This is a genomic window from Catenulispora rubra, from assembly GCF_015356825.1.
Classification (GTDB): Bacteria; Actinomycetota; Actinomycetes; order Streptomycetales; family Catenulisporaceae; genus Catenulispora; species Catenulispora rubra.
Window position 1 is genome coordinate 1 of the sequence record NZ_JAACYW010000129.1, and the last position, 24,251, is coordinate 24,251.

At 70.9% G+C, this 24,251-nt stretch carries 28 protein-coding genes; 15 read left to right on the plus strand and 13 right to left on the minus strand.

The window, feature by feature from the left end:
• Nucleotides 1–176 precede the first annotated feature (176 nt).
• Nucleotides 177–779 (minus strand): aminoacyl-tRNA hydrolase, encoded by a 603-nt coding sequence (gene pth / locus GWK61_RS29770; protein ID WP_323747815.1) that lies wholly within the window; start codon nucleotides 777–779, stop codon nucleotides 177–179.
• A gap of 70 nt (nucleotides 780–849) precedes the next feature.
• On the opposite strand from pth, the gene GWK61_RS29775 reads away from it, so the two are divergent.
• Nucleotides 850–2,322, plus strand: a complete 1,473-nt coding sequence (locus GWK61_RS29775; protein WP_194914198.1) for a methyltransferase — start codon at nucleotides 850–852, stop codon at nucleotides 2,320–2,322.
• A gap of 27 nt (nucleotides 2,323–2,349) precedes the next feature.
• Here GWK61_RS29775 and GWK61_RS29780 read toward each other — a convergent pair whose 3' ends face one another.
• From GWK61_RS29780 to GWK61_RS29795, 4 genes are all read right to left on the minus strand, one after another.
• A complete protein-coding gene (locus GWK61_RS29780) occupies nucleotides 2,350–3,003 on the minus strand; it encodes a DedA family protein (RefSeq protein WP_194914204.1) in 654 nt (217 codons plus the stop codon).
• 5 nt (nucleotides 3,004–3,008) lie between these two features.
• Entirely contained in the window at nucleotides 3,009–3,551 is a 543-nt protein-coding gene (locus tag GWK61_RS59870; protein WP_194914206.1) for a potassium channel family protein, read from the minus strand.
• Nucleotides 3,548–3,691 (minus strand): hypothetical protein, encoded by a 144-nt coding sequence (locus GWK61_RS29790; protein ID WP_194914208.1) that lies wholly within the window; start codon nucleotides 3,689–3,691, stop codon nucleotides 3,548–3,550. The genes GWK61_RS59870 and GWK61_RS29790 overlap by 4 nt, the downstream gene beginning before the upstream one ends.
• Nucleotides 3,692–3,776: 85 nt before the next feature.
• Nucleotides 3,777–4,670 carry a Gfo/Idh/MocA family protein gene (locus tag GWK61_RS29795; protein WP_194914210.1) on the minus strand — a complete coding sequence of 298 codons (894 nt, stop codon included), beginning with the start codon at nucleotides 4,668–4,670 and terminating at the stop codon, nucleotides 3,777–3,779.
• Nucleotides 4,671–4,721: 51 nt separating this feature from the next.
• On the opposite strand from GWK61_RS29795, the gene GWK61_RS58770 reads away from it, so the two are divergent.
• Together GWK61_RS58770 and GWK61_RS29805 are read left to right on the plus strand one after the other, a co-directional pair.
• A complete protein-coding gene (locus GWK61_RS58770) occupies nucleotides 4,722–5,480 on the plus strand; it encodes an SMI1/KNR4 family protein (RefSeq protein WP_194914211.1) in 759 nt (252 codons plus the stop codon).
• A gap of 31 nt (nucleotides 5,481–5,511) precedes the next feature.
• Nucleotides 5,512–5,922, plus strand: a complete 411-nt coding sequence (locus GWK61_RS29805; protein ID WP_194914218.1) for a DUF4259 domain-containing protein — start codon at nucleotides 5,512–5,514, stop codon at nucleotides 5,920–5,922.
• Between the two features lie 80 nt (nucleotides 5,923–6,002).
• On the opposite strand, the gene GWK61_RS29810 is transcribed toward GWK61_RS29805, so the two are convergent.
• From GWK61_RS29810 to GWK61_RS29825, 4 genes are all read right to left on the minus strand, one after another.
• Nucleotides 6,003–6,833: an aldo/keto reductase gene (locus tag GWK61_RS29810; RefSeq protein ID WP_194914227.1), complete on the minus strand. Its 831-nt coding sequence runs from the start codon at nucleotides 6,831–6,833 to the stop codon at nucleotides 6,003–6,005.
• Between the two features lie 4 nt (nucleotides 6,834–6,837).
• Nucleotides 6,838–7,494: an SDR family oxidoreductase gene (locus GWK61_RS29815; protein WP_194914229.1), complete on the minus strand. Its 657-nt coding sequence runs from the start codon at nucleotides 7,492–7,494 to the stop codon at nucleotides 6,838–6,840.
• 96 nt (nucleotides 7,495–7,590) lie between these two features.
• The gene (locus GWK61_RS29820; RefSeq protein WP_194914231.1) at nucleotides 7,591–8,607 is read right to left on the minus strand and encodes an NADP-dependent oxidoreductase; all 1,017 of its coding nucleotides are present in this window, start codon (nucleotides 8,605–8,607) and stop codon (nucleotides 7,591–7,593) included.
• A 239-nt stretch (nucleotides 8,608–8,846) separates the two neighbouring features.
• Complete coding sequence (locus tag GWK61_RS29825; protein WP_194914233.1) at nucleotides 8,847–9,542, minus strand: type 1 glutamine amidotransferase domain-containing protein; 696 nt, start codon at nucleotides 9,540–9,542, stop codon at nucleotides 8,847–8,849.
• 92 nt (nucleotides 9,543–9,634) lie between these two features.
• Here GWK61_RS29825 and GWK61_RS29830 point away from each other — a divergent pair, with 92 nt between their 5' ends.
• The 3 genes from GWK61_RS29830 to GWK61_RS29840 all read left to right on the plus strand — a co-directional run bounded on the left by GWK61_RS29830 (nucleotide 9,635) and on the right by GWK61_RS29840 (nucleotide 13,056).
• Complete coding sequence (locus GWK61_RS29830; protein ID WP_194914235.1) at nucleotides 9,635–10,603, plus strand: LysR family transcriptional regulator; 969 nt, start codon at nucleotides 9,635–9,637, stop codon at nucleotides 10,601–10,603.
• 114 nt (nucleotides 10,604–10,717) lie between these two features.
• Nucleotides 10,718–11,938 (plus strand): acyl-CoA dehydrogenase family protein, encoded by a 1,221-nt coding sequence (locus GWK61_RS29835; RefSeq protein ID WP_323747816.1) that lies wholly within the window; start codon nucleotides 10,718–10,720, stop codon nucleotides 11,936–11,938.
• Nucleotides 11,917–13,056: an acyl-CoA dehydrogenase family protein gene (locus GWK61_RS29840; RefSeq protein ID WP_323747817.1), complete on the plus strand. Its 1,140-nt coding sequence runs from the start codon at nucleotides 11,917–11,919 to the stop codon at nucleotides 13,054–13,056. Before GWK61_RS29835 ends, GWK61_RS29840 begins: the two co-directional genes overlap by 22 nt.
• Before the next feature lie 51 nt (nucleotides 13,057–13,107).
• Here the strand turns inward: GWK61_RS29840 and GWK61_RS29845 are convergent, their stop codons facing one another.
• Together GWK61_RS29845 and GWK61_RS29850 are read right to left on the minus strand one after the other, a co-directional pair.
• Nucleotides 13,108–13,614, minus strand: coding sequence for a hypothetical protein (locus GWK61_RS29845; protein ID WP_194914237.1), 507 nt, complete (start codon nucleotides 13,612–13,614; stop codon nucleotides 13,108–13,110).
• Nucleotides 13,615–13,624: 10 nt separating this feature from the next.
• Nucleotides 13,625–14,257: a TetR/AcrR family transcriptional regulator gene (locus GWK61_RS29850; protein ID WP_194914238.1), complete on the minus strand. Its 633-nt coding sequence runs from the start codon at nucleotides 14,255–14,257 to the stop codon at nucleotides 13,625–13,627.
• 56 nt (nucleotides 14,258–14,313) lie between these two features.
• Between GWK61_RS29850 and GWK61_RS29855 the strand changes: the two genes are divergently transcribed.
• The 8 genes from GWK61_RS29855 (at nucleotide 14,314) to GWK61_RS29890 (ending at nucleotide 21,531) form a co-directional block, all read left to right on the plus strand.
• Nucleotides 14,314–15,522, plus strand: a complete 1,209-nt coding sequence (locus GWK61_RS29855; protein WP_194914253.1) for an acyl-CoA dehydrogenase family protein — start codon at nucleotides 14,314–14,316, stop codon at nucleotides 15,520–15,522.
• A gap of 112 nt (nucleotides 15,523–15,634) precedes the next feature.
• On the plus strand, nucleotides 15,635–16,402 hold the full coding sequence (locus tag GWK61_RS29860) for an SDR family oxidoreductase (RefSeq protein WP_194914256.1): 768 nt from the start codon (nucleotides 15,635–15,637) through the stop codon (nucleotides 16,400–16,402).
• A gap of 73 nt (nucleotides 16,403–16,475) precedes the next feature.
• Nucleotides 16,476–17,480: a phosphotransferase family protein gene (locus GWK61_RS29865; RefSeq protein ID WP_194914329.1), complete on the plus strand. Its 1,005-nt coding sequence runs from the start codon at nucleotides 16,476–16,478 to the stop codon at nucleotides 17,478–17,480.
• Nucleotides 17,477–18,265 (plus strand): 3-oxoacyl-ACP reductase FabG, encoded by a 789-nt coding sequence (gene fabG / locus GWK61_RS29870; protein ID WP_194914258.1) that lies wholly within the window; start codon nucleotides 17,477–17,479, stop codon nucleotides 18,263–18,265. Before GWK61_RS29865 ends, fabG begins: the two co-directional genes overlap by 4 nt.
• A gap of 66 nt (nucleotides 18,266–18,331) precedes the next feature.
• The gene (locus tag GWK61_RS29875) at nucleotides 18,332–19,168 is read left to right on the plus strand and encodes an enoyl-CoA hydratase (RefSeq protein WP_194914260.1); all 837 of its coding nucleotides are present in this window, start codon (nucleotides 18,332–18,334) and stop codon (nucleotides 19,166–19,168) included.
• Complete coding sequence (locus GWK61_RS29880; RefSeq protein ID WP_194914262.1) at nucleotides 19,165–19,791, plus strand: HAD family hydrolase; 627 nt, start codon at nucleotides 19,165–19,167, stop codon at nucleotides 19,789–19,791. Before GWK61_RS29875 ends, GWK61_RS29880 begins: the two co-directional genes overlap by 4 nt.
• A 32-nt stretch (nucleotides 19,792–19,823) precedes the next feature.
• Entirely contained in the window at nucleotides 19,824–20,180 is a 357-nt protein-coding gene (locus GWK61_RS29885; protein WP_194914264.1) for a GatB/YqeY domain-containing protein, read from the plus strand.
• An 85-nt stretch (nucleotides 20,181–20,265) separates the two neighbouring features.
• Nucleotides 20,266–21,531 (plus strand): D-alanyl-D-alanine carboxypeptidase family protein, encoded by a 1,266-nt coding sequence (locus GWK61_RS29890; protein ID WP_323747819.1) that lies wholly within the window; start codon nucleotides 20,266–20,268, stop codon nucleotides 21,529–21,531.
• Between the two features lie 38 nt (nucleotides 21,532–21,569).
• Here GWK61_RS29890 and GWK61_RS29895 read toward each other — a convergent pair whose 3' ends face one another.
• Nucleotides 21,570–22,070: an FBP domain-containing protein gene (locus GWK61_RS29895; protein WP_194914266.1), complete on the minus strand. Its 501-nt coding sequence runs from the start codon at nucleotides 22,068–22,070 to the stop codon at nucleotides 21,570–21,572.
• A gap of 61 nt (nucleotides 22,071–22,131) precedes the next feature.
• On the opposite strand from GWK61_RS29895, the gene GWK61_RS29900 reads away from it, so the two are divergent.
• A complete protein-coding gene (locus GWK61_RS29900) occupies nucleotides 22,132–22,704 on the plus strand; it encodes a TetR/AcrR family transcriptional regulator (protein ID WP_194914269.1) in 573 nt (190 codons plus the stop codon).
• A 101-nt stretch (nucleotides 22,705–22,805) separates the two neighbouring features.
• On the opposite strand, the gene gnd is transcribed toward GWK61_RS29900, so the two are convergent.
• On the minus strand, nucleotides 22,806–24,245 hold the full coding sequence (gene gnd / locus GWK61_RS29905) for an NADP-dependent phosphogluconate dehydrogenase (protein ID WP_194914280.1): 1,440 nt from the start codon (nucleotides 24,243–24,245) through the stop codon (nucleotides 22,806–22,808).
• Nucleotides 24,246–24,251: the final 6 nt, after the last annotated feature.

The window sequence follows — 24,251 nt, forward strand, 5'->3', positions numbered from 1 at the left end:
CCCCGACCCCAGCTCCCGGATCTCGGTGTAGCCGGGTGCCTCCCATTCCCGAGAATCGTTCACCCCTGACACGCTGTCACGACAGGATGACTTCGACCAGAGGTGCGGGTTGCCGGAAGGCGGTGGAGAGCGTTCTACTGCGAGGACGTACGTACCTGCCAGGACATACGCACCTTCTACCGCTGCGCCGTGTGGAGCACCGTCTGCGCCCGATCGAGCCCCTGCGCGATCAGCAGGTCCACCGCCTCCGCGCACCGGTCGAGCAACGCGGGCATCTGCTCCCGCTCCGCCTCGGCGAACTTGCCGAGCACGAACCGGCCCACCTTCTCGCCCTTCGCCGGGCGTCCCACACCGAACCGCAGCCGCGCGTACTCGCGGCTGTTCAGCGTGTCGGAGACCGACCGCACCCCGTTGTGCCCGCCAGGTCCCCCGCCGCGCTTCAGCCACACCGAGCCGAAGGGGAAGTCCAGATCGTCCTGCACGACGACCAACCGCAAGGCCGGCACCTGCCGGGCACGCATCAACGCCGCGACCGGCCCGCCCGACTTGTTGATGTTCCACAACGGCTTCGCCAGCAACACCGGGCACCCGGCCAGCTCGACCTGCGCCACCCGGCACCGCGGCCCGGCCCAGCGGAACCGCGCCCCGGCGCGCGCCGCGAGGTGTTCGACGACCGAGAAACCCGCGTTGTGGCGCGTCCCTGCGAACCAGGGACCTGCGTTGCCGAGGCCGGCGATCAGCCACAGATCTGTGCGAGGAGAAAGATCATCCGAGGTCACAGCGGAAGACTACTGGCCCCGGCACGCTTAATGAGATGCCGCTGCCATCCCCGACTGCGACACTCGCGCCATGGGTGGTGAGTACTGGCGCGCCGAGCCGGACGGTCCCGCGCGCGAGCGTGTCGTGAGCCTCGACGTACCGGGCCGTGAGGCGCCGATACCGCTGGTCAGCGCGGAGGGCGTCTTCGGCGCGCAGCGCGTCGACCGGGGTACGAGCGTTCTGATCCGGAACGCCCCGATCCCCGCGCCGTGCACCGGCGTTGTCGACCTCGGGTGCGGCTACGGCGCGATCGCCGTGTCGATGGGGATGCGCCAGCCCGAGGCCGGGTTGTGGGCCGTGGACGTCAACCGGCGTGCCCTGGCCCTTACCGCCCGCAATGCCGCGTCGGCCGGCGTGCAGAACGTCGTCGTCGCCGAGCCGGAGGCCGTGCCCGCCGCCCTCCGCTTCGACCGCATCTACTCGCACCCACCGATCAAGATCGGCCGCTCGTCGATGCACGAACTCCTCGACGGCTGGCTGCGGCGCCTGTGCCACGGCGGCGACGCCTACCTCGTCATCAAGCAGTCGATGGGCGCCGACGCCCTGCACTCCTGGCTCAACGACACCGGCTTCCCGGCCCGGCGTGCCGCGTCGAAGCAGGGTTACCGGCTGTTGCACGTATCAGAGAGCGAAGACACGCGGCAGGAGCCGGCCGGACTGACCTCCGACGACCTCCGCACGGTCAACCGCGCCACCGGCCGTTCGTGGACCGTGCTCGGTCGCCTCGTCGGCGGACGCTCCGACAGCGTCCAGCTCCTCGGCTCCGGGGACGAGCGCGCCGTGGTGAAGATCAAGCACGGCACGTGGTGGGGCCCTCAGCTCGCCGCGCTGGAATCCACAGCCGCCGCACTGCGCGCCGCCGGGTATCCGACCCCGCCGCTTCTCGCGCACGGCCCGTTGGACGACGAGCGCCACTTTCTCGTGACCGGCTTCGAGCCTGATTCCGGACCCGACTCCGAACCGGCGGGCCCGGACGCCGACGTCCTCGCCCAGGCGGCAGCGGCCATCGAGCTGCAAGCCGACGTTCGGCCACGCCCCGAACGGGACTGGTCGGCGATGATCACCCTGTTCCTCAACGGAGGCATCGCAGAGTACGAATTCCACCCGAGCCTGGCCGGCCTCGCCGCCCGAGCCCTCGCCTTCGTACCGCATCCGGTCCCGGCGCTGCCCAGCACGGAGTTCGTCCACGGCGACTTCACCACCGCCAACCTGCTCAGCCGGAACGGCGCGCTGTCCGCCGTCATCGACCTGGAGGGGTTCGGCCGGGGCACCCGCACCATCGACCTGACGAGCCTGCTGGCCTCGGTGATCGGCACGGCGCCCGCGTCGGCCGTCGAAAGCCTGGCCCGTGCTGCGATCGCGGCGTCGGACGTGGCGACGTTCCGGGCCTGCCTGGCGCATCGCGTCCTGGCGATCCTGCTGGCCGTGGACGGAGACGACGATGTGGCGCGTATCGCAGAGCTCTCAGAACGGGCTCGGTTGCTTCTCGCAGTAGCGGATTGACGGTCGTCGCGCGGGACGGGGAGTCGGTCAGCGGGTGACGTCGTCGCCGGGGGCTGGGGTTTCGTCGTCGCCGGCATCCTCTTCAGCACGGTCGACCCGGCCGCGCCGGACCCGCCACATGATCAGCCCGATGATGATGATCACCGCCACCACCCCGGCGAGGATCCGCCCCACGACGTGCTCGACTCGTGAATAGGCGGCGCCGGCGAAGTAGCCCAACAGGGTGAACCCGACGCCCCACACCAGCCCGCCGAGCGCGTTGAAGAGCAGGAACTTCCGGTACGGGATGCGCGACATCGCCGCCAGCGGCGGCATCAGCGCCCGGAAGAAGGACACGAAGCGTCCCAGGAACACCGCCTCCGGCCCCCGCCGCCGGATGAGGGCGCGCGCCTTGTCGATCTTGACCCGGTGGCGCCGCAACGGGCGCGTGTCCAGCAGGCGCTCGCCGAAGTGGCGCCCCACCTCGTAGCCGACGCTGTCGCCCGCGATCGCCGCGCAGACCACCAGGAACGCCAGCAGCCAGATGTTGACCGTGCCCCGGTTCGCCAGCACCCCGCCGATCACCGCCGCGGTCTCCCCCGGCAGCACGAAGCCGACGAACAGCGCGTCCTCGGCGAAGACCAGCAGCGCGACGACGACGTAGATGAGCGCGGGCGGCAGATTGCTGAGCCAGTTGAGCATCGGACCTACCCACCCATCCGGCGCACCAGCGTGGCCCGCGCCCGCGTCCGCACCGCCGCGACCCCGCCGACCAGGAACGCGAGCGTGTAGACGAGCTGCACCAGCACCACCCCGCGCGCCAACTGCCCACTCGGATGGATGTCGCCATACCCGACGGTCGCCATAGTGATCCCGGTGAAGTAGAGCGCATCCAGGCGCGTGTCGAGCCCGACGAACTGCCCCTGCCGCGTGGCCATCGCCCAGTAACTGGCCGCGAAGACCAGGATCGCAGCCCACGACAGCAACAGAACGCCGACACCCGGATGCCGATAGCGCCCGACCTGATCGGTCAGCGCCCGATTGGTGGTGACCACCATGCCCACAGCCAGCAGCGCGAGCAGTCCCGCGAGGATCAGCCAGGCCAGGACCCGGTGCTTGGGGCCGATCGGGCCGAAGGGGACGGTGAAGTAGACAGTGGTGAGGAGAAACGGGCCGAGGATCGCTGCGGCGATGCGGGCCTTTGCCGGGAAGCCAGCCGGGTGGCTCAGCTCGCCGCGCGCAGAGTTCACGCGAGCAGCGCCGCTCCGATCATCCGACCGCCCGGAGCCCTCCGGATCGCGGCACTCACCACTCTGCCCGAGCTCGCCGCGCGCATCGCGACCAGCACCGCCAGCGCCAGCCGCAGCTCCAGCGCGCCTGTCATCCCCAACCGGCCCGCCGTCCTCACCCGCCTCGCTGTGGTCGCTCATCAGCTACTTGCCTTCCCGCCCTGGCCCCCGCCGACGCAGCCGGCGTCACCCGTCCAGCCGCTCAGCAAGCCGCTCGACCACCTGCTCGCAGAGCTCGTGCGTGGCCAGCGCGTCCTGCAGGTCCGGGTACTGCGTCTCGCCGCGCACCGCTGCGAGGAAGTGCTCGCATATCTGCTCGATGCCCTTCACCCGCCCCACCGGGGTCCAGCCGGTCGGGCCCTCGACCAGGTCGTGGATGTCGCGGCGGTGGCCGTCGCCGATCAGTTGCAGGCGCTCCGCCTTCGCGCCCGCGCGGCGGTTCATCGTGCCGAAGCAGGTGAAGCCGGGGCCGGACAGGGTCAGGGCCGCGTGCTCCAGCATTCCGTCCTCGACGCGGCCGGAGACCATCACGTCCGAGACCTCGCCCGGCGCGAGGAAGCGCAGTGTGTCCGCCACGTGGATGAAGTCGTCGAACACCACGTCGCGCACTGCCCCCGGGGCGTCGGCCTCGTTCTTCTGCAGGATCACGGTTTCGCGCGGGGCACGTGCCGCCGCGACGTAGGCCGGTGCGTGGCGGCGGTTGAAGCCGACCATCAGCGGTGTGCCGGTGCGCTCGGCGTGCGCGACCAGGGCCCGGGACTCGGCGAGGGTGTCGGCCAGCGGTTTGTCGACGTACGTCGGGACCCCGGCGTCCAGCAGGCGGGTCACGACCTCCGCGTGTGCGATCGTCGCGACGTGCACGAACGCCGCCTGGGGCGGATCGTCGAGCAGCGCCTCCAGCTCCGTGAACCGGGACTCCGGCGCCACGTGGTACGCCGCCCCGAGCGCGTCGAGGCGGGCCCGGTCCCGCGTCATCAGCCGAAGCCGCAGGTCCGCACGCGTCCCCAGCACCGGCAGGTACGCACCCCGGGCGATGCCGCCCAGCCCGATCACCGCAACTGCGAGCCCGTCGTTCTCCATACAAGCCATGGTCGCGCAAGTTGACGGTGCCCGCCGCTACGGTGTGGCCCCATGACCGACATCGATGCGCACGCGGCCCCCGAAACCGCCGCCGCCCGCATATCCGCGGCCCTAGACGCCGCCGTGGCCGCCCCCGGCGACCGCGCCGCCGCCTGGCGCGTGGCCGAGGTCCTCGCCGCCGACTGGTCCGAACGCCCGCTCGCCGACGGCGACGGCTACTCCGACGCCGACCTCGACGCCGCCGCGGCCGCCCTCGGCCTCCCGCTGCCGGCGGCGCTGCGCGAGGCGCTGAAGCTCTTCGGCCGCCGCGACGACCTGACCCGCAACCAGGACCCGCTGACCACGCCGGAGAACCTGGAGACGCACGAAGGCGCCCTGCTCTTCCGCGACGAGAACCAGGGCGTCTGCTGGTGGGGCGTCCTCGTCGAGGACCTGGACCAGGACGACCCGCCGACCTACTACCGCGCCGACCTCCTCGACAAGACCCAGGAGGAGTGGATGCCCTGGACGGACAGGCTCTCGCTGGCCCTCGTCGAAGCCCTGATGTCCGAGACGGTCCTCACGGAGGTCGACAGCATGGAGAAGTGCTGGGCCCAACTCGGCCCCGAAGCCCTTGAGGACGACGGCCTCACCGCCCTCCCCCGCATCCAGCCCGAGTGGTACCAGACGACGTGGTACGTCGGCGACGACCTCCTCGCGCACGCCGTCGACGGCGCCTGGATCAGCGTCCTGGCCCGCTCCCGCGAGGCGCTGAACGCCTACACCGGCGAGGACGACGACGAAGAGTCCGACGAAGACACCGAGGACTGAGACCTGAGAACAGGGGACTGAGGACACCGCCATGGGTTTCTGGGACGCCGGACCATTCGACAACGACGACGCCGCCGACTTCTCCGGCCGCCTCGACGACCTCCCGCAGGAAGACCGCGCCGCCGCCATCCGCGAGGCGCTTCGCGAAGCCGCGGACTGCGACGGATACCTGGAAGGCGACACCGGCGCGTACGCGATAGCCGCGGCCGCGCTGGTAGCCCGCGAACTGTCGGACGGCGCGCGCTTCGTGGCAGCCGACTATGGCCCGAAACAGCCGCTCCCGCCCCTCACCACCGACCTGTTGCCGCTGGCGATCGCGGCGATCGACCGCACCATGGCCGACGACAGCGAGCTCGGCGACGAATGGAGCGGGGTCGACGGATCCGACAGCCCCTGGCACGAGAAGACGCGCGAACTGCGCGCTGTACTGGCAGCCGACTGACACAGCACGACCACCTCATCGGCCCTCCCCACACAGCAGGAGGGCCGACGAACCAAACTCGCGCCCTCCTACCCGCCCACCTACCCCACGTAATTGAAATGCGCCGGATCCGGCCCGATCCGGCCGTCGTCCCGCCGCAGCATCGTGATCTCGTCCATCTCGGCCTCGGTGAGCTCGAAGTCGAAGACCTCGAAGTTCTCCTTGATCCGCGACGGCGTCACCGACTTCGGGATCACCACGTCGCCGAGCTGCAGGTGCCAGCGCAGCACGACCTGCGCGGGCGTCTTGCCCTTCGCCTCGGCGATCCGCGCCAGCACCGGCTCCCTGAGCAGGTCGCCGCCCTGGCCGAGCGGGCTCCAGTCCTCGGTGACGACGCCCAGCTTCTCGTCCAGCTGGCGCATCGCCGGCTGCGAGAAGTAGGGGTGCAGCTCGATCTGGTTGATCGCCGGGGTCTTGGACGACTCCTCGACCAGGCGCTCCAGCGTCTCGGCGGTGAAGTTGCAGACGCCGATGCTGCGGGCCCGGCGATCGGAGTTGATCTTCTCCAGGGCGCGCCAGGTCTCGATATACAAATCCTGTTCCGGCACCGGCCAGTGAATCAAATACAGGTCCACGTAGTCGGTGCCGAGGCGCTCCAGGCTCTGGTCGAAGGCGCGCAGCGCGGCGTCGTAGCCGTGGTCGCCGTTCCAGAGCTTGGTGGTGAGGAAGATGTCCTCGCGGGCGAGACCGGAATCCCGGATGCCGCGGCCCACGCCGGCTTCGTTCTCGTAGGCGGCCGCGGTGTCGAGATGCCGGTAGCCGACTTCGAGCGCGGTCGCGACCGCGGCCTGCGCCCCGTCGTCGGGCACCTGCCAGACGCCGAAACCCAACTGCGGGATGCGCGCGCCGTCATTCAAAGTGATGTATTGCATTTCTTCATCCCTTCCAGGCTTCGACGGCTTGGGAGATCGGGGTGGACCCGGACACCAGTTCGAGGGTCTGGTGGACGGCCGCGTGCTGTTCGATCACCTCGGCGAGGACGTCCGCGACGTCGATGCGCGGGACCGTGCCGCGGCCGGTGTGCGGGACGAGGTGGACCAGTCCCAGGCCCGGGGTGTTCAGCAGGCCGCCGGGCCGGATGATGGTCCAGTCCAGGTCGCGGGGCCGCAGGTCGTCCTCGGCCTTGGTCTTGGCGTCGATGTAGGCCACCCAGGTCGCGTCGGAGCCGGACGCCGCGGGCGCCCCGGCCCCCATCGAGGAGATCTGCACGAAGCGCCGCACCCCGGCCAGCTCGGCGGCGTCGGCCAGCAGCACCGAGCCGCCGAGATCGACGGTGTACTTCCGCTCGGCCGTGCTCCCACCGCCGGCGCCGGCCGCGAACACCACGGCGTCGGCGCCGCGGATGACCTCGGCCAGCGACTCGGGGGTGGCGCTCTCCAGATCGAACACGACCGGCTCGGCCCCGGCGGCCACCAGATCGTCGGCGCCGTCGGGGCGGCGCAGCAGCCCCTGCACGGCGTGTCCGTCGGCGCTCAGGCGTGCTTCCAGCAACAGGGCGATCTGTCCGTGGCCGCCCGCAATCACGATACGCATGCGTCCTCCTTATCCCACCCGGACGCCGTGCGGGAGGTCGAGACGACCGTTCGGACCAGAACCCTCAGACCTTCGGACCCTCAGACCCTCAGACCCTCAGTCCTCGGTCAGCCGCACCAGCATCTTCCCGGTGTTGGCTCCGCTCATGACCCCGAAGAAGGCGTTCAAACCGTTGTCGATCCCGTCGACGACGGTCTCGTCGACGCGCAGCGACCGCTCCGCGAGCCAGCCGGCGGCCTTGCCGATGTACTCCGGGAACGTCTTCATGTGGTGCCCGATGGTGAAGCCGCGCAGCGTCAGGCTCTTGCCGATGGCGTTGGTCAGGTGTCGCGGCCCGGTCGGCGTGGATTCCGCGTTGTAGACCGAGATCGCGCCGCACAGCGCGATGCGGCCGAACAGGTTCATCCGGGTCAGCGCAGCGTCGAGGGTGTCGCCGCCGACGTTGTCGAAGTACACGTCGATGCCCTCCGGCGCGGCCTCCTTCAGCTGCTTGCGCAGCTCGCCCTCGCGGTAGTCGATCGCGACGTCGTACCCGAAGTCGTCCTTGAGCCGGCGCACCTTCTCCGGCCCGCCGGCCGAGCCGATGACCTTCGACGCCCCGAGCTTCTTGGCGATCTGCCCGGCGACGGAGCCGACGGCCCCGGCGGCGCCGGAGACGAAGACGACGTCGCCCTCCTTCACCGGCGCGATCTCGGTGAGGCCGACATACGCGGTCAGACCGGTGATGCCGAGCACGCCGAGGTAGGCCTGCGGCGGCACCGCCGAGACGTCGAGCGGCTGCACCTTGGACGCGTCCAGCAGCGCGTACTCGCGCCAGCCCTCGAAGTGCGAGACGGTCGCGCCGACCGGCACCGCCGAGCCCTCCCCGGCCGCCACCACGACGCCGACCGCGCCGCCGGTCATCGGCTCGTTCAGCTGGAACGGCGGGATGTAGGACTGGACGTCGTTCATCCGACCCCGCATGTAGGGGTCGACGGACAGCCACGTGTTCCGCACCAGGATCTGCCCCGGCCCGGGATCGGCGACCTCGGCCTGCAGGAGGCGGAAGTCGGAGGCTTTCGGCTCCCCGACGGGGCGGGCGATCAGCTGCCATTCACGGCTGGTGACGGACACGGGTTGCTCCAAGAGAGTGAGGGGTGAGGGATACAAGAGGATGAGCGCGAGCGGATGGATCCGGCCTGCTCATCGTCGCCGACGGGCACCGGCGCTGCCACTGCTCGGCAACGCCGGCAACCGGACGCCGGACGCCGGAACCGCCGACGCAAGCTCAAGGCAAAGCTCAGCCGAGCGCCTTGAGCGAGCCTGCCGACCAGCCGGACACGCCAGCCGATCGGCAGGCCGCCCGCCAACCGTCAGCCGAGCGCCTTCAGCAGCTCGGCCGCCAAAGGTGCGGAGGACATCGGGTTCTGCCCGGTGATCAGGTTCCGGTCCACGACCACGTGCGGGGTCCACGGCGCGGCCTTGTCGACCACGACGCCGTCGGCGAGCAGGCGGTCCTCCAGCAGCCACTTCGCCTTGTCGGCGAGGCCGCCCTGGACTTCCTCCTCGTTCGTGAAGGCCGCCACGTGGTAGCCGGCGAACGCCGAGGTGCCTTCCGCGTTGTGTGCGGCGAGCAGGGCGGCTGGGCCGTGACAGACCACCGCGAGGGGCTTGCCGGAGGCCAGGGTCGTGGTCAGCACGCGGCCGGAGTCGGCGTCCTCGGCCAGGTCCTCCATGGGGCCGTGGCCGCCGGGGTAGAACACGGCGTCGTAGTCGTCGACCGAGACGCCGGCCAGCGCGACCGGGCTGCGGAGCTCGGTCATCGCGGCGACGGCGTCGGACATCTGCTGTGCGCCGTCCTCGCCGCCGGTGAACTGCGCGGACATGCTGCCGGCGTCCGGGGTGGGGACCACGCCGCCGGGCGTGGCGACCGTCACCTCGTGCCCGGCCGCCTTCAGCGCCTGGTAGGGCACCACGGCCTCCTCGGCCCAGAAGCCGGTCGGATGCTTCGTGCCGTCCTTCAGTGTCCAGGAGTCGGCACCGGTCAGAACCATCAGGATCTTCGCCATGCCAAGACAGTAAACCTCATGAACTTATCGGGACCAATGGGCACTCCGATGGCGAGTATCGATTTTCCGATGGGTCGGGGTAGCCTCGGCGCATGGCCGAACCACTGGACCTCAACCAACTACGCACCTTCCTCGCGGTACACCGCTCCGGCTCCTTCACCGCCGCGGCGCATCTGCTCGGCCTGTCCCAGTCGACGGTCACCACGCAGATCCGCGCGCTGGAGACCCGCCTGGGACGCGAACTGTTCGAGCGCCGGGCCCGCGGCGTCGCCCCGCTCCCCTACGCCGACGACCTCGCCGCGCAAGTCGCCTCCCCGCTGGACCACCTGTCCGGCCTGAGCGAGGACGCCGACACCCCGGTCACCGAACCGGTCCACCTCGCCGGCCCGGCGGAGTTCCTGGGCGCGGTCGGCATGCGGCTCGCCGCCCCGCTGATCGCCGCCGGCGTCCAGCTCCGCGTCACCACCGGACTGACCGACGACCTGCTCGACGAACTCCGCGCCGGCCGTCACGACCTGGTGATCTCCACCCGCCGCCCGAACTCCCGGGGCCTGGTCTCGGAGCCCTTCGCCGACGAGGAGTTCGTCCTGGTGGCGGCACCGGTGTGGGCTGAAAGGCTGAAGGACGCACCACTCACGGCAGCACTTCCAGCGACACTCCCGGCAGCACCCGCGACCGTGCCCCCGGCACCACTCCCAGCAGCCCTGGCCGACATCCCACTGATCGCCTACGACGCCGACCTCCCGATAATCCGCCGCTACTGGCGCTACGTCTTCAACGAGCGCCTGACCGCCCCGGCGCAGCTGACCACGATCCCCGACCTGCGCGGCATCCGCACGGCCGTGGTGGCGGGCGCCGGCTGGACAGTCCTCCCGAAGTACCTCTGCCGCGCCGAACTCGACAGCGGAGCCCTGGCCCTGCTCCACGAGCCCGACGAAGCACCCCTGAACACCGCGTACCTGGTCCGCAGGCCCGGCGGTTCGGCCAACCCGCACGTGGCCAAGGTCCGCCACCATCTGCTGGCCGCCGCGAAGGCGTGGTGGGCCGATCACGAGTGCTGATCATGACGCCCATCACGAGGCCGATCATGAGCGTCGAATTCGATCACCCCTGTTGACACCACCCTCGCCGGGAGAATACTGAGCGGACAGTTACCGACCGGTTGGAAAGCAAGGGTGCCGCCATTGATCACCCAGCACGACCTCGAGAACCGCGTCCAGGACTTCCTGGCCGCCCACGATCCCCGCACCACCAGCAAACAGGACTTCCTCCGAGCCCGCTTCGACGCCGGGCTGGCCTGGCTGCACTATCCCGAAGGCCTCGGCGGCCTGGGCCTGCCGCGTGACCTGCAGCCGGTCGCCGAGAAGGCGTTCGCCGCGGCCGGCGCGCCCGACAACGACCCCCGGCGCATCGGCATCGGGTTGGGCATGGCCGCGCCGACCATCCTCGCCTTTGGCAGCGACGAGCAGAAGCAGCGCTGGCTGCGGCCGCTGTGGTGCGGGGAGGAGGTCTGGTGCCAGCTCTTCTCCGAGCCCGGCGCCGGATCCGACCTCGCCGCGCTGGCCACCCGCGCCGTACGCGACAGCGACAGCAACAGCGAGAGCGAGAGCGGCAGCGACGACTGGATCGTCAACGGCCAGAAGGTCTGGACGTCCATGGCGCACGAGGCGCGCTGGGCGATCCTGGTCACCCGCACCGATCCGGACGTCCCCAAGCACCAGGGCATGACCTACTTCGTGTTGGACATGACCGCGCCCGGCGTCGAAGTAAGGCCCCTGCGGCAGCTCACCGGCGAGGCCGAGTTCAACGAGGTCTTCCTCACCGACGTCCGCATCCCCGACAGCCAGCGCCTCGGCGCGGTCGGCGAGGGCTGGAAGGTCGCGCAGACCACGCTGATGAACGAGCGGGTCGCGATCGGCGGCGGGTCCTCGCCGCGCGAGTCGGGGATGATCGGCGTACTGGCCCAGCGCTGGCGGGAGAATCCCGCGGTACGCGACGCCTCGCTGCACGACCGGCTGATGACCCTGTGGGTCGCCGCCGAAGCCGCGCGCCTGACGGCCATGCGCCTGTCCGCACAGCTCGCAGCCGGCCAGCCCGGCCCCGAGGGCTCGGCGGCGAAGTACGCCTTCGCCACGCTCAACCAGCAGATCTCCGGCCTGGAGCTGGAACTGCTCGGCGAGGAGGGCCTGCGCTACGACGACTGGACCATGCGCCGGCCCGACACCGTCGACTTCGTCGGCCGCTCCCCCGGCTACCGCTACCTGCGCGCCAAGGGCAACTCGATCGAGGGCGGCACCTCGGAGATCCTGCTGAACATCATCGCCGAACGCGTCCTGGGCCTGCCCGGCGAGATCCGGGTGGACAAGGACGTCGCGTGGAAGGACCTCCCCCGGTGAGCGAGGAACTGCTCTACTCAGAGCCCGAAGAAGAGCTGCGCACCGCGGTCGCCGACCTGCTCGCCGACCGCGCGCCGTGGGCCGCGGTGCTGGCCCGGACCGAGTCGGCCGAGCCCTACGACGCGGAGCTGTGGAAGGCTCTCGGCACCGGGATCGGCGCGGCGGGACTGCTGATCCCCGAATCGCTCGGCGGCGCCGGCGCTTCGCTGCGCGAGGCCGCGGTGGTCGCCGAGGAGCTGGGCAAGGCGGTCGCGCCGGTCCCGTTCCTGGGCAACCTGACCGCCACGGCGCTGCTGCTGGCCGTCCGCGACGCCGGCAACGGCACCGCCGCCGCGGCCGACGAGCTGCTCCGCCGGATCGCCGACGGCGAGCAGACGGTCGCCGTCGCGATCCCGTTCACGCGCTCGCCGGACACGACGTACAAGGGCCGGGTCTCGGTCACGCCGTGGCCGCCCCGCGAGCACCCGCACGAGGCCCGGGTCACCGGCCGGGTCACCAGCGTCGCGGACGCGCTGCCGGCCGACGTGCTGCTGGTCCCTGCCGACGGCTCGATCTACGTCGTGCAGGCCTCGGACGCGAAGCGCACGCCGGTGACGTCGCTCGACATGACCCGCGTGCTCTGCGACATCGAGTACGACGACACCCCCGGCATGCTGCTCACGACCCGCTACGGCGCGCTCCAGAGCGCACTGCTCAGCGCGGCGGCGATCCTCGCCTCCGAGCAGCTGGGGCTGGCCGAACGGTGCCTGGCGACGACGGTCGAGTACGTGAAGACCCGGCACCAGTTCGGACGCGCGGTCGGCTCCTACCAGGGCCTCAAGCACCGGCTCGCGCAGCTGTGGGTGCAGATCGCTCAGGCCCGCGCCGTCGCGCGCCACGCGGTGTCGGCCACCGGCGAGGAGCAGGCGATCGCGGTCGCGGTGGCGCAGGCGCACTGTTCGGCGGTCGCGGTGCAGGCCGCGGAGGAGTGCGTGCAGATGCACGGCGGCATCGGCTTCACCTGGGAGCACCCCGCGCACCTGTATCTGAAGCGTGCGAAGAGCACGTCGCTCGCGCTCGGCGGTCCTTCGCGGCACCGACGGCGGCTGGCGGAGTTGGTGGAGCTGCCGCAGGCCTGATCACGGTTTCGCCGGGGCTCATCGCGGTGAGCCCTGGCGGCGCCGGGCAGTTCAGTCCGGCGGGTAGAGCGCGGTGACCACATTGCCGGTGACGACAAGTGACCAGACATCATCGGGCTCTTCGCCTTCAGCCTCGATGAGGCCGTTCACCACGTGGTCGAACGTGAAGTGGGCGAACTCCGGCGCGTAATAACGACCTTCGACACGGGACTTGAGTTCTTCGGCAAGCGACGCCCCCGGCATGAGGAAGGTCGCGATCAAGTAAGCCATCCACTCTTCGCCGTAATAGAACTTCTCGGCCTGGTTCCACTGGATCCCGCCGCCGTCGTCCGTCGGCTCCCACTTGCACCACAGCCCCGGCTGGCCGAACCCGGGCTTGTTGTGGTCCAGGACGTCCGGCTCCCGGTCCTGGCCCGCGAATCCCGTGCCGCAGTAATACGGGCCCAAGCTCCGGTCCATGCGCCGGCTCCCCGCGAAGCGCCGCAGATACGCGGTCTCATGCCGGTTCAGCGGCGGCACGACCGTGACCGCACCCCGGAAGTCGGTGTTGTAGCCCATGCCCGGGACCCTATTCGGAACCGCCCACAGCCGGCAGGCTCAGCGCCTTGATCCAGATCCGGTTGAGTGTCTCCACCAACTTCTCGAACGGCATCGGCACCTTCTGCACGTACGCCACGAACGCCATCCGCGACACCATCGCCGACAACGCGTGCGCCGTCAGCAGCGGATCCAGCTCCGGGTCGGCGGCCCCGGCGTCCTGCAGCGTCCGGATCATCTTCGCGTTGCGCTGCACGAAGGCGTTCGCGCGCTCGACCCGCACCGCGCGGAACTCCTCGTCGACCTGCGACACCTGCTCGAACAGGCCCATCAGCTTGGCGTTCTTCTTGTACGCGCGCAGGTACTCGCGGTTCGCGAGGTCGATGAGCTCGCGCGGGTCCGTGACCCCGGTCCGGGCGCGCAGGTGCGGGTGCACCATCTCCTCGGTCACCTGCTCGGCGACCGCCTGGAAGATCTCCTCTTTGCCCTCGAAGTAGGTGTAGAGCGAGCCCGAGGCGACCCCGGCCTCGGCCGAGATGTCCGCCAACCGGGCGTCCAGGTACCCGTCGCGCTCGAACACCACGCGCGCGGCCGTGACCAGCGCGTTCCGCGTGCGGATCCCCCGAGCGCTGCGGGGTGTGACGCGTACCTCAGCCTTTGCCATACCGAAACGCCGTCTCCCTACTTGAACTTGACGCCGACCTCAACTATACCGGAACCATGTTCGCTGTCTCCGACCGCGCGAAGCGCTACCAGGACGATCTCCTCGCCTTCATGGACGAGCAGGTCTACCCCGCCGAAGGGGTCTACGAGGAGCAGATGCGCGCCTCCGGGGACCCTCACCACCAGCCCGCGATCATCGAGGAGCTGAAGACCGAGGCCAGGAAGCGGGGGCTGTGGAATCTCTTCCATCCGCATCCCGAATGGGGCCCCGGGCTCACCAACTTCGAGTACGCGCCGCTGGCCGAGATCATGGGCCGCAGCCACCTCGCGCCGGAGGCCACCAACTGCGCCGCCCCCGACACCGGCAACATGGAAGTGTTCACGCTCTTCGGGTCCGAGGCGCACAAGGAGAAGTGGCTCAGGCCGCTGCTGGACGGAGAGATCCGGTCCGGGTTCGCGATGACCGAGCCGGCGGTGGCCTCCTCGGACGCGACCAACATCGAGATGCGCATGGTCCGCGACGACGCGCGCGGCGGCTACGTGCTCAACGGCCGCAAGTGGTTCACGTCCAACGCCATGCACCAGAACTGCCGCGTGCTGATCGTCATGGGCAAGACCGACCCGGAGGCCGAGCCGCACCGTCAGCAGTCGATGATGGTGGTGCCGCTGGACGCGCCGGGCGTCACGATCGTGCGCTCGCTGCCGGTCTTCGGCTACCAGGACCGCGAGGGGCACGCCGAGATCACCTTCGAGGACGTCTTCGTCCCGGCCGAGGACCTGCTCAAGGGCGAGGGCGAGGGCTTCGCGATCAGCCAGGCCCGCCTGGGCCCGGGCCGGATCCACCACTGCATGCGCACCATCGGCATGGCCGAGCGCGCGCTGGAGCTGATGTGCCGCCGCGCCTCCGAGCGCGTCGCCTTCGGCCGGCCGCTCGCCGAGCGCGCCAACATCCAGGACTGGATCGCCGAGTCCCGGATCGACATCGAGCAGACCCGTCTGCTGACGATGAAGGCCGCATGGATGATGGACACCGTCGGCAACAAGGCCGCGCGCACCGAGATCGCCGCCATCAAGGTCGCGGCCCCGGAGATGGCGCTGCGCATCATCGACCGCGCGATCCAGGTGCACGGCGGCGCCGGCGTCACCGACGACTTCCCGCTGGCCTGGGCCTGGGCCCACCTGCGGACGCTGCGGCTGGCCGACGGGCCGGACGAGGTCCACAAGCGCTCCATCGCCCGGATCGAACTCGCCAAGTACAAGCACTGACGAACGCCCTCACCACGCCTCGGTGCCGACATACCGCAGTGCCGACACACCTCGGCCTCGACACACCTCGGCACCGGGGTATCCGAACATCGACCAGGAGTCCCCTCAGCTCATGACCAGCCCCCTCATCCCCTCGCTGAACGGCCGCACGGCCATCGTCACCGGCGCCTCCCGCGGCATCGGCCTGGCGATCGCGCAGACGCTGGCCGCCGGCGGCGCGAACGTCGTCCTCACCTCGCGCACCAAGGAGAACGCCGAGGAAGCCGCCAAGCAGGTCGAAGGACCCGGCACCGCGGTCGGCTTCCAAGCGCACGCCACCGACGAGGACGCGGCCCGCGCCTGCGTGGCCTTCGCGATCGAGCGCTTCGGCAGCCTGGACATCCTGGTCAACAACGCCGGCACCAACCCGGCCTACGGCCCGCTGATCGACATCGAGAAGAGCCGCTTCGCCAAGACCTTCGACACCAACCTGTGGGGCCCGATCCTGTGGACCTCGCTGGCGGTGAAGGCCTGGATGGGCGAGCACGGCGGCTCGGTGGTGAACACCGCCTCGATCGGCGGCATCCACGTCGCGCCGAACCTCGGCGTCTACAACGCCAGCAAGGCCGCGCTGATCCACGTCACCAAGCAGCTGGCGCTGGAGCTGGCGCCGAAGGTGCGGGTCAACGGCGTGGCGCCGGCGGTGGTCCGCACCAAGCTGGCGGCGGCCCTGTTCGAGCGCGAGGAGGAGGTCGCCGGCTCCTACCCGCTGGGCCGCATCGGCGAGCCGGAGGACGTGTCCGCGGCGGTCGCCTTCCTGGCCTCCGACGCCGCGGCCTGGATCACCGGCGAGACGCTGGTCATCGACGGCGGCGCGCTGCTGGGGCAGGCCGGTGTCTGAGGCATCCAAGGCATCCGAGGCGGCTGACGCATCCAAGGCGTCCGAGGCAGCCGAGTCGGCTACCGGTCCCGCGCTGGAACAACTGCCGGCACTGGTCTCGGGCTGGCTGCGCGAATCAGGGATCGAGCACGAGCCCCCGCTGACCCTGACCCGGGTCGGCGTCGGCCAGTCGAACCTGACCTACTCCGTCACCGACGCGACCGGACGTCCGGAGCGCCGCTGGATCCTGCGCCGCCCGCCGTTGGGCCACCTGCTGGCCTCGGCGCACGACGTGGCCCGCGAGGCGCGCATCCTGACCGCGTTGCAGGACTCTGACGTGCCCGTCCCGCAAGTGTTCGGTGTGTGGGACGCGGACGGCGTCCCGATGGTCCTGATGGAGTTCGTCGACGGCCTGGTCCTGGACCGCAAGGAGGTCGTGGCCGGGGTCGGCGAGCCGACCCGGCACGCCGTCGGCCTGTCGATCGCCCGCGCCCTGGCGCCGGTGCACGCCGTCGACCTGGACAAGACCGGTCTGGTCGACCTGGCCAGCCACAAGCCCTACGCCGAGCGCCAGCTCAAGCGCTGGACGACGCAGTGGCAGCACTCGAAGACCCGCGAGTCCGCGGATCTGGACACGCTGACGGCCCGCCTGGCCGCGGCGATCCCCGAGCAGCGCGAGCTCACCCTCGTGCACGGCGACTTCCACATGCGCAACGTGATCGTCTCGCCGCGGGACGGCGCGGTCACCGCGGTCCTGGACTGGGAGCTGTGCACGCTCGGCGATCCGCTGGCCGACGTCGGCACGCTGCTGGCGTACTGGCCGGCGGCCGGCGAGGCCGGCGCGGGCCTGCTCAGCCACTCGATGATGCCCGGCTTCCCGAGCCGCGAAGAGCTGGCCGCCGCCTACCTCGACGCCGGCGGCCGGGACGGCTCGGCGCTCGGCTTCTGGCACGCGCTGGGCCTGTGGAAGATCGCCATCATCGCCGAGGGCGTGCTGCGGCGCGTCCTGGACGAGCCGCGCAACCGCGCCGCCTCGTCCGCCCCGACCACCGACATGATCGACGCCCTGATCACCGAAGCGCTGAGGACCCTGCCATGACCGACCAGACCACCACCGCCACCGCCCCGCACGACACCCCGCGCACCGCGATCGTCACCGGAGCCGCCCGCGGCATCGGCGCGGCCGTGGCCGCCCGGCTGGCCGCCGACGGGCACGCGGTCGCCGTCGTCGACCTGGACGAGACCGCGTGCGCGGACACCGTCGCGGCGATCACCAAGGCCGGCGGCCGGGCGCTGGCCGTGGGCTGCGACGTGTCCGACGAGGAGCAGGTGGCCGACGCGGTCACCCGGATCGCCGCCGAGCTCGGCGCGCCCACGATCCTGGTCAACAACGCCGGGATCCTGCGCGACAACCTGCTGTTCAAGATGACGGTCGGGGACTGGGACGCGGTGATGAACGTCCACCTGCGCGGCGCGTTCCTGATGTCCCGGGCCGCCCAGAAGCACATGGTGGACGCCGGGTTCGGCCGCATCGTCAACCTGTCCAGCACCTCGGCGCTGGGCAACCGGGGCCAGGCGAACTACGCCGCGGCGAAGGCCGGCATGCAGGGCTTCACCAAGACGCTGGCCATCGAGCTCGGCAAGTTCGGCGTCACCGCCAACGCGATCGCGCCGGGCTTCATCGAGACCGAAATGACCAAGGCCACCGCGGCCCGGATGGGTGTCGACTTCGACGTCTTCCGGGAGGTGGCGATCAGCCAGATCCCGGTCGGCCGCTCCGGCAAGCCCGAGGACATCGCGGCCGTGGCCTCGTTCCTGGTGCGCGAGGACGCCGGGTTCGTCTCCGGCCAGGTGATCTACGCCGCCGGCGGGCCGAAGGACTAGGGCCAAGGGCCAAGCACTAAGGACTGGGAACCGAGGACCGGCAGCCGGACCGACCGAGGAGATGCCATGACACAGAGCACTGATGCACCCGAGACGACCGAGGCACCCGAGCTGGTCCTGGCCGAGCGGCACGGCGCGGTCCTGCTGCTCACCCTCAACCGGCCGGAGCGCCTGAACGCGTGGAACATCCCGTTGGAGGAGCGGTACTTCGCGCTGCTCGACGAGGCGGAGGCCGACGACGGCGTGCGGGTCGTGGTGGTCACCGGCGCGGGACGCGGGTTCTGCGCCGGGGCCGACATGGAGGACCTGTCGCAGCTCGGCACGGTCGATCCGGACGCCGTCTCGCAGGCCCAGGCGCAGGCCGAGCGCCGGCCCCGCGAGCGGCCGCTGTCCTTTCGCAAACCCCTGATCGCCGCGATCAACGGAGCCGCGGCCGGGCTCGGGCTGGTGCAGGCGCTGTACTGCGATCTGCGGTTCGCCACGCCGGAGGCCAAGTTCACGACGGCCTTCGCGCGCCGCGGCCTGATCGCCGAGTACGGGATCGCCTGGCTGCTGCCGCGCCTGGTCGGGCAGAGCCGGGCCCTGGACCTGCTGATGTCGGCGCGCGTGGTGCTCGGCGACGAGGCGTTGTCCCTGGGGCTGGTCGATCGCGTCCTGCCGGCCGAATCCCTGCTGTCCACCGCGCTGGCCTACGCGGCCGACCTCGCCGAGAACTGCTCGCCGCGGTCGATGGCGCTGATGAAGCGGCAGGTGTACCTGGCGATGGATTCGGACCTGCCGAGCGCGATCGCGCTGGCGGACAAGCTGATGCACGAGTCGTTCCGGCATCCCGACGCCGCCGAGGGCGTGCACAGCTACTTGGAGCGTCGTCCCCCGCAGTTCTCGCCTTTGGAGTCGGCATGAGCACCACACCGCGCGCAGTGCTCACCGACTTCGGCGGCGTGCTGACGTCGAGTGTCTTCGAGGCCTTCGAAACGTATTCGGTGTCAGTGTCGGGTGATCCGGCGTTGTTCGGGACGCTGTTCCGGGCCGAGCCGGCGGCCGGTGCGCTGCTGGTGGAGCACGAGTGCGGCCGGATCGACCAGGCGGAGTTCGAGCGCGGGATCGCCGAGCTGTTGGCGCCGCGCGGCATCGTCGTGCCGGCGCCGGGGTTCGTCGACTCGTTCCAGGCGCTGCTGAAGCCGGACGAGGAGATGATCGCCGCGATGCGCGCGCTGCGCGCCGCCGACGTGCCGGTGGCGATCGTCTCCAACTCGCTCGGGGACGACGCCTATGCCGGGTACGACCTGACCGAGCTGGCCGACACGTCGGTGATCTCCGGCGAGGTCGGGGTGCGCAAGCCGTCGCGGGCGATCTACGAGCTCGCGTGCACGCGGCTGGGGGTCGAGCCGTCGGAGTGCGTGATGATCGACGATCTGGAGCACAACCTGCAGGGTGCCGCGCGGCTCGGGATCATCGGGCTGCATCACACTGATTCGAAGCGCACAGTAGCCGCCTTGGCCGAATGGTTCGGTATAAGCGTTTGATCACCGGTGGCTGGCACACCTACGGTCATCCCATGACCGACCCGAATCCCTTGCGTGACCGCCTCCGTGCCGCGCTCCCAGCCGCGATGAAGGCCCGCGACCGTGCCACCGCCTCTACCCTGCGCGCCACTCTCGCCGCGATCGAGAACGCCGAAGCCGTGGACGTGGCTGTGGTGCCGTCTGCCGGGGCCATCGAGGCCAGCGCGGTCGGGATCGGCGCGGCCGAGGCCGCGCGCCGCGAGCTGAGCGAGGCGGACGTCGCGGCGATCGTGCGCGCGGAGATCGCCGAGCGCGAGCACGCCGCGGAGGTCTACGAGGGCTCGGGCCATGGGGACAAGGCTGCTGAGCTGCGTGCCGCGGCGGCGGTGCTGACGACCTTCCTGGCCTAGCCGGACCTGAGTGATGTCCCGCAGTTCTGTCACAACCTTCCGTTCGAGATCGCGTTCTACGAGGGGGCTCCGCTAGCTTCGATGGGTGCCCAATCCAGAACTGGAAGAGCAGGCGGCATCGGAGCGCTCTGAGATCCCGGCGACCGAGCCGGAGTCCGAGCGGTCCGAGGCGGCGGCGCCAGCGGTGGAGCCGGCGCCGGGATCCGAGGCTGCGCCTGGCCGATTAGAGAAGCCGCCCGCGCAGCGCGCTGCGGAGCCCACAGAGAAGCCCGCAGTGAAGCCCACTGAGAAGTCGGCTGAGAAGCCCGCTACGAGGCCCGTTGAGAAATCGGCAGAGCAGCCCGCTGAGCGCGCTGAGAAGTCGGCCGGGAAGCCAGCAGCGCCGAAGCCGTCAGCGCCCACCGAGACGCCCCGGCGCTGGCGGCGCCTCCGTCTGCGTCTTCGCACCACCCTCATCGCCGTCGGCACCGCACTGGCCCTCGGCGGCGGAGCGGTCGCGGCCATCTACGCCACCCGGGGCGGCTCCCCGCCGGAGCCCGACCTCAAGATCGTCGACCCGGCCTACCGCGCCCTGGCCATCTCCCTCCCGTGGCCGCAGGACGGCCAGAGCGCGCTGTGGGCGCAGGGCGTCGGGAACCTCGGCACCTGCGGGGGCCAGACCCCGGTGCCGATCGCGAGTGTGGCCAAGGTGATGACCGCCTACGTCATCCTCAGGGACCATCCGCTGACCGACGGCCAGAACGGACCGGACATCACCGTCGACCAGCAGGCCGAGACCGAGTCCTACTCGCGCGACGAGAGCTCGGCCCCGGTGCGCGCCGGCCAGCGGCTCAGCGAGCGGACGCTGCTGGAGCTGATGCTCGTCCCGTCCGCGAACAACGTCGCCCGGCTGCTGGCGCGCTGGGACGCCGGCGACCAGACGGCCTTCGTGGACCGGATGAACAACGCGGCGGCCGAGCTGGACATGAAGAACACCACGTACACCGACCCCAGCGGCCTGGACGCCACGACCCGCAGCACCGCGGCCGACCAGCTGCTGCTCGCCGAGAGCGCGCTGACCGACCCCACCCTGCTCGCCCTGACCGGCGAGCCCACGACCCAGGTCCCGAACGACCCGACGCTCCTGCCCAACACCGACTCCCTCCTCGGCTCCGACGGCGTGATCGGCGGCAAGACCGGCTCCAGCACCCCGGCCGGCGGCGCCCTGATGTGGGCCGCGCACCGCACCCTGAACGGCGAGGACCACCTCGTCCTCGGCGTCGTCCTGCACCAGGCCTCCGGCACCTCGCCGGAACAGGGACTCTACGAAGCGCTGATCGTCAGCCGACGGCTGATCGAGGCGATGATCTGACCGGCCGCGCGCCCCGGAAGTCGGTCCGCCACACGCCTCTACTCCGTGAAGATCCGCTTCAAGAACTGGTGCAGGTTCGCATCCGCGCGGGCGAGCCGGCCCTCCAGGTCCACCGACTCATCGAGGTCGTGCCCGTTCGCCGAGCCCTTGATCCCCCGCAGGAACAGCGAACACTGGAGATCAGAGCACAGATACTGGCCGACCGAGTTCCCGTTGCGGCCGGACTCGCCGGTCCGCCGCGCGGTCATCAGCACGACGCCGCCGCCGGTGCGGGTGGTCAGGCAGATCGAGCACATGCTGCGGGCGCCGAAGCCGCGTGCCGAGCCGCCGGAGGCGCGCAGGGAGATGCCGACCGTGCGGCCCTCGTGGTGGACAACCAGGTAGGCGCGCTCCGGGGCGCCGGGATCGCGCCAGCCCAGGAAGTCCAGGTCGGCCCACGGCTTGTCGGCGAAGTCGGTGGGCAGCCCGAGCCGCTGGGCCTCGCCCTTGGAGCAGTTGACGAAGCTGGTGCGGATCTCGCGCTCGGTGATCGGTTCCATGTCCGGTACGGTAAGGTTGCCTAAGTGGGTTAGGCAAATCATTAACCAACGAAGGAGATCGATGGCGCGCGCCGGACTGTCCCCCGACGTCCTCGTGACCGCGGCCGCCGAGCTGGCCGACGAGATCGGCTTCGAGAACGTCACCATCGGGGTCGTGGCGCGCCGGTTCGGGGTGCGCGAACCGAGCCTGTACTCGCACATCCGCAACGCCAACGACCTGCGGGTCCGGGTCGCGGGCCGGGCTCTGGGCGAACTGGCCGACCGGCTCTCCGAGGCGCTGGCGGGCCGTTCGGGGCGCGAGGCGCTGCTGGCCTTCGCCGCCGCCTACCGCGACTACGCCAAGGAGTGCCCCGGCCGGTTCGCCGCCGCGCGGATGCCCCTGCCCCTCGACTCCCCCGCCGCCGACGCCGCGCGCCGGCACTCCGACCTGACCCGTGCCCTGCTCCGGGGCTACGCCCTGGGCGAACCCGCCGAGACCGACGCCGTCCGGCTGCTCGGCGCCACGATCCTGGGCTTCGTCACGCTGGAGGCGGCCGGCTCCTACCAGCACAACCCGCGCACCGCCGACGCCTCCTGGAACGCCGCGTTCGACGCGCTGGACCTGGCCCTGCGGAACTGGCCGGAAACGGCGTAAGACAACGTATATCAACGTGAAACGGCGTGAGGCGAGCCGGAGCTCACCCCACGCCGTCATGCTGTAACGCTGTAACGCTGTAACGCTGTACCGAGAACGAATCAGGCCTCGACCTCGGGCCGCCCCGGCTCCGCCCACAGGGTGTGGAACGCGCCCTTGCGGTCGGTCCGGTGGTACGTGTGCGCCCCGAAGAAGTCCCGCTGCCCCTGGATCAGGGCGGCCGGCAGCCGCTCGGCACGCAGCGTGTCGTAGTACGCCAGCGCCGCCGAGAACGCCGGGACCGGGATCCCCCGCCGCGTCGCCGCGGCGATGACCTCGCGCCACGGCACCTGGGCCTTGGAGATCTCGTCGGCGAACTCCGGCTCGGACAGCAGGCTGGGCAGCGACGCGTCGGTGTTGTAGGCGGCCCGGATCCGGTCCAGGAACGCCGCGCGGATGATGCAGCCGCCGCGCCAGATCGCCGCGACGCTCCCCAGGTCGATGTCCCAGCCGAACTCCTCGGCGGCGTCCTTGATCATGGTCCAGCCCTGGTCGTAGGCGATGACCTTGGACGCGTAGAGCGCGTGCTCGACGGTGGCGACGTAGCGCTCGGCCTCGTGCGGCCGCAGCGGGTGCTCGGTGCCGCCGGGCAGCGTCCGGTACGCCTCGCGCAGCGCGGTCCGGCTGGAGGCCACGCGGGCGAACGTGGCCTGCGCGATCGCGGTCACCGGCGAGCCGAGGTCCAGCGCGGTCTGCACGGTCCAGCGGCCGGTGCCCTTCTGCTCGGCGGCGTCCAGCACGATGTCCACGAACGGCTTGTCGGTCCCGGCGTCGGTGTGCGCCAGGATCTCGGCCGTGATCTCGATCAGGTAGGAGTTCAGCCGGCCCTTGTTCCAGACCCGGAACACGTCCGCGATCTGCGCCGGGGTGTAGTCCGCGACGTGCCGCAGCAGGTCGTAGGCCTCGGCGATGAGCTGCATGTCTGCGTACTCGATGCCGTTGTGCACCATCTTCACGAAGTGCCCGGCGCCGTCGGTGCCGATGTGCGTGCAGCACGGCTCGCCGTCGACCTTGGCGCTGATCGCCTCCAGCATCGGCCCGAGCACGGCGTAGGACTCCGCGGAGCCGCCGGGCATGACCGAGGGGCCGTGCAGCGCGCCCTCCTCGCCGCCGGAGACGCCGGAGCCGACGAAGTGGATGCCCTGCTCGCGCAGCGCCTGCTCCCGGCGCCGGGTGTCCAGGAAGTGCGCGTTGCCGCCGTCGATGATCATGTCGCCGGGCTCCAGCAGCGGGGCGAACTCGTCGATCACGGCGTCGGTGGCGTCCCCGGCCTTCACCATGATCATCAGGCGCCGGGGTTTCTCGAGCGCCGCGACGAACTCCTCGGCGGTCTCGGTCGGGACGAACGTCCCCTCGCTCCCGAACTCCTCGACGAGGGCGTGGGTACGAGCGGCCGTGCGGTTGTGGAGGGCGACGGTGTAGCCGTGCCGGGCGAAGTTCCGCGCCAGGTTGCGGCCCATGACGGCGAGTCCGGTGACGCCGATTTGCGCTGATGCCTGCATGAGGGG